We start from the raw sequence: 3,862 nt of genomic DNA, 5'->3' as shown, positions 1-3,862 counted from the left end.
GGGCCTTCTCCAAACGCTCAAGCCGGTTAGCCAGCCTCATCGCGTTGACTCCTCAAGCGCCTCGATGCGTTCAGCCAGGTCAGTCACCTCAGCGACCCGAGCAGCACCGGCCAGTGCCGACACCATCATGCTTGCCACGTCAGCCGGTACACGGCCCTCAGCAGCCGCTGTGAGCCACGCTTCAGCCTGGTCAGCCAATGAGGCGTCCTTGGGCATATCGAGGCGTACGGGGGCACTGGAGGGCTTCACGGTAGGGGTCAGACGGGACAGCACCAGACCGGCAGCAGTCATATCGCCTTCGAGGGCTTTAGCTACCACGACTTCAGCCACAGCCGCGCCGTGTTCGGACAGCGCAGCCTTCAGCTCGGTTGTGCGGGACTTGGGTCTGCCAGCCGGATTGCCCGACTGACCTTTGGCGAAGCGTCCACCAGTGGTGCGGGCTGTCATCAGCGCATCCCCGCAGCCGCGAGCGCCGCTTGTGCCGCTGCATCCTGCCCTGCATAGCTCTCGGCAACCTTGGATGCCTTCAGCGTCGGCTGGCTTTCGTACGCATTGGATAGCGCGGCCTCGATAGACTTCTGAGCTTCAGCCAAGGCGCGTTTCTGCTTATCGACGTGGGGAGCGTGTTTCAGCAGTGCCCGCGTCTTCCAGATGGCCTGTTGTTCAGCAGTGGCACCCACGGTAACGGCAGCGCCGCCAAGGATGGCTTGCAACACTTCGCCGTCACCCGAGTCGATAGCGTCAGAGATAACCTTGTCCCGCTGCTTGGCGTTCATTTCGCGCAGGGTGGTGCGGATCTCAGCATCATGCCCGCGACTGGTCAGGCCCAAGGACTGCACGGCTTCAACGTCCAGCTCGGCGGTACGGGCAGCAATCTGGTCGCGCAGGTGGTCGTACTGCTTGCTGATGCCACTCATGGCGCTGTCAGCCAGCTTGGAAAGGTCAGCCAGGTTCGCGGCCTGTGTCTTGTGGATGCTCGGATTCTCTCGGACAGCCTTCACCTTGCTCAGTGAATCACGCCAGCTATCCATCTTCGCGGCCACGTTGCGCAGAACGAAGTCGTCAGCCAGTCCAGCCTCCTCAGCCATCGCCGTCACATGCCCGCCGTGGATGGCGTCAGGAATGGTGTACTCGGGGAGCGGTTTCACTGCATTCGCGTCTTGGATCGGCTCGTAACCACGCGCCTTTGTCCACTGATAACGCGGGGTCTCGGGGTTCTTGCTTTCGTCGAAGTGGCTCATGAACGGGCCTCCTGTTCGCTGCGTGGTGAACAGGCCAGCAGTGCAGTGATGGCAGCGGTGTCGCCGCGCATGGCCTTCTCCCGCAGTGTCATCAGGTACTGGCGCTTCTCAGCCTTTGTTGGTGCCGCTTGCTTGCTGCCCTTGGGGCGTCCTGCTCCACTCATGTCCGTCACCTCTCAATATAACCAATTGATCTAAGCATATAACCAATTATACATGAGATGGGATAAGGCGGGTATATACAGGACGGTTGATAATGCGCACTTCATTGCCATTGGCGGAAAGAGTTTGGCGGTAGACTTCCCCGCCGACGGCGTGAAAGGCCGCCACTACAACGTGCCGGTTTTCCCCAGGCTTGGGGGAAAGGAGGACGGCGCAAAATTGTTCAATGCTGCCTTCCATGAATAAAATCAGTGGGATACATGAATGTACGCCACAGGTGCAGATCCTCGGAACGGAGGAGTTGGGCACCGGCACGGCGAAATTATCGGGCCATCAGAACGCAATCGAGCCGCGATCCAGTGAAGGAAGGCGACTCGAGAACGGGACATTCCAGTGTCCGGACAGCGACCGAGAATCAGACTAGGCGAAGAAATCGAGTAATGGTGCATAGGCAACCAACGAAACGAAATTCACCACAGTTGTGACGCGATGATGTATGCAGGCATGGTGCAATGAAGGTCAGCAGTAAGGAATGAAAGAATAAGATTCAAGCCCAGCGATCGCATTCCTGTCCTAAGCGGCACAGATTCACCTCCAATCGTGCTATAGCCCACGCCAACCGTGCATCTCAGCGAATTGCTTAACTGGTCGTTACCCCTCAGAGAACTTCGTGGGATAGCTCCAGATCGAAGCCGGTGCGTAGGCGGATCGCATTGCTTAGCTTGCCCATATCGAGGCCCACACGGGACGCGAAGCCGTCATGCTGGGGTAGCACCAGCGCACCGCCTGCAACGTCCATGCAGGCACGTAGACACTCGCTCTCGGCCCCCTGAAGGATGTGAGCCAGGATGTGTCGGTCCTTCACCTTTGAGCCCAATGTCAGCTCTCGGCCTGCCGTATTCACCACGACGCCACCCTTGCGATGGTCGCCTGAGAACTTCTCGACAATGGCGGCACGTGCAGCAGTCACGTCAGCATTCAGCGCCCGCATGGTTGGACTGGCACAGATACGGGCAGCAGCAGCCACGCCTACTTCGTCAGCGATGGCGCACCCTTTGAACGGCTTCAGCTCGGCGCCATAAATCAGCGAGATAATGACCGTCTTGGCCTGCTTGATGGTCACACGGGCTTCGTCAGCGATTGCCTGACGTGTGGCTGACTTGTTGCTCAGGTAGGTATCGACGGCTGGCAGGCGGCATTCTGGGGCCATCTGGCGCAGTATCTGGTAATGGGCGTTCTCAAGGTCGTATTCGTGGCACCCATTCAGGGCGGCATGTTTCACCTCACGGCAAGCGCCCTGGATGCTCGGGTTGCCCTCGGAGTACAGGCGACCGGATGTAGCCTCGATGTACACCAGCGGCAGCACGAAGCCAGCCACGCCGGATTGGCGGGCAGCCTCAAGCATGTAGCGGGACTGACGGCGCACCAGCTCAGCGCGGGCGCGGGCCTTGTGAATACCACCCTTCGTGCCGGTATCCGCTGCAATGGCCTTCCATGCGGCGAAGTCGCGTTCACTGCCAGCAGGGCACGGCTTGCCGTCTAAAAACGCCTCAGCGGCTTGGGAAAGTGCCTCAAGCGCGTCGCCATCCACGTCCACGGCGGCCAACATGGAGCAGCCACGGAAACGCGACTTGGAGCCGGTTACTGTGTTCGATGCGATAGCAGATCGGGGGGAGCGAACAGGCTTGCCGTCATGGTCTTCCATACGGCCCACACCAGCGCCATGCACTGCACTAAGGTAGCTATCGAGTATGGATTGCCCAACGTCTGTTAGACGCCATCCTGCGGCGGTGTGGCGGGCGTTACTGGGAAGGATCTCAACGGCAAACCATCCAAGCACGTCATTCAGGCGAGCGAATCCCCCCGAACCAAACGAAGCGCGTAGCATTTCGTGGTGCAGGACTTGCAGGGAGTCATCGAGCTTGTGCCGATGCTGACGGAACATTGCCGACTGAAGGATGCCAGCCAGGCGAGCGCGTTTCTTGATGGGGAGCGCAGCGTATTCGGGGCAGATTGCCTCGATGTGCAGGCGCAGTGATGCCGGATGGTGCAGGGCGCGGCTTGATGCCGTGCGTTTGGTACTGGCGGTCATGCTGACTCCATAGGGAGCCAACAGCGATCATTCCGGAACCGCAACAGGCTGGAAGTGACTACCGATAGTGGTATACACTTCTCAAATCACCTAGGGTTGCAGCCCTGTGTGATATAGCTGTGCAGTGGTACAATGCTGTCAGCTCCTCGTAGCAATCGAGATTCAGTGGAGGCGCGTCAACGCCTTTGCTTTTAAAGAAGCCGCCTTGCCCGGGCGGCTTTTTTTGTGCCCGCAACTCAGCGGAACCTGACTAGCTTAACCCCACTCTTCATTAGTGCCAACCGCTGCATCTCGCGTGATGCGTATTACCGTGGCGACACGCCCACCAGTCCCCGTCTATCCCCCTTCGCCTGGCCGTCATTGGTGC

General features: G+C 59.3%; 4 protein-coding genes. All 4 read right to left on the bottom strand.

The features are described from left to right. Positions 1-36: 36 nt before the first annotated feature. Positions 37-447, bottom strand: a complete 411-nt coding sequence (locus OW493_RS17095; protein ID WP_289864979.1) for a DUF5681 domain-containing protein — start codon at positions 445-447, stop codon at positions 37-39. Beyond that, the gene (locus tag OW493_RS17090; protein WP_289864978.1) at positions 447-1,241 is read right to left on the bottom strand and encodes a hypothetical protein; all 795 of its coding nucleotides are present in this window, start codon (positions 1,239-1,241) and stop codon (positions 447-449) included. Before OW493_RS17090 ends, OW493_RS17095 begins: the two co-directional genes overlap by 1 nt. Next, positions 1,238-1,405 carry a hypothetical protein gene (locus tag OW493_RS17085; RefSeq protein ID WP_289864977.1) on the bottom strand — a complete coding sequence of 56 codons (168 nt, stop codon included), beginning with the start codon at positions 1,403-1,405 and terminating at the stop codon, positions 1,238-1,240. Before OW493_RS17085 ends, OW493_RS17090 begins: the two co-directional genes overlap by 4 nt. A gap of 656 nt (positions 1,406-2,061) precedes the next feature. After that, positions 2,062-3,495 (bottom strand): hypothetical protein, encoded by a 1,434-nt coding sequence (locus OW493_RS17080; protein ID WP_289864976.1) that lies wholly within the window; start codon positions 3,493-3,495, stop codon positions 2,062-2,064. Between the last annotated feature and the right edge of the window lie 367 nt (positions 3,496-3,862).

The organism is Cobetia sp. 14N.309.X.WAT.E.A4, assembly GCF_030397495.1.
In the GTDB taxonomy this organism is placed as follows: domain Bacteria; phylum Pseudomonadota; class Gammaproteobacteria; order Pseudomonadales; family Halomonadaceae; genus Cobetia; species Cobetia marina.
The sequence above is the reverse complement of the archived record's forward strand: the minus strand, read 5'-3'. Positions and strand labels throughout refer to the sequence as shown.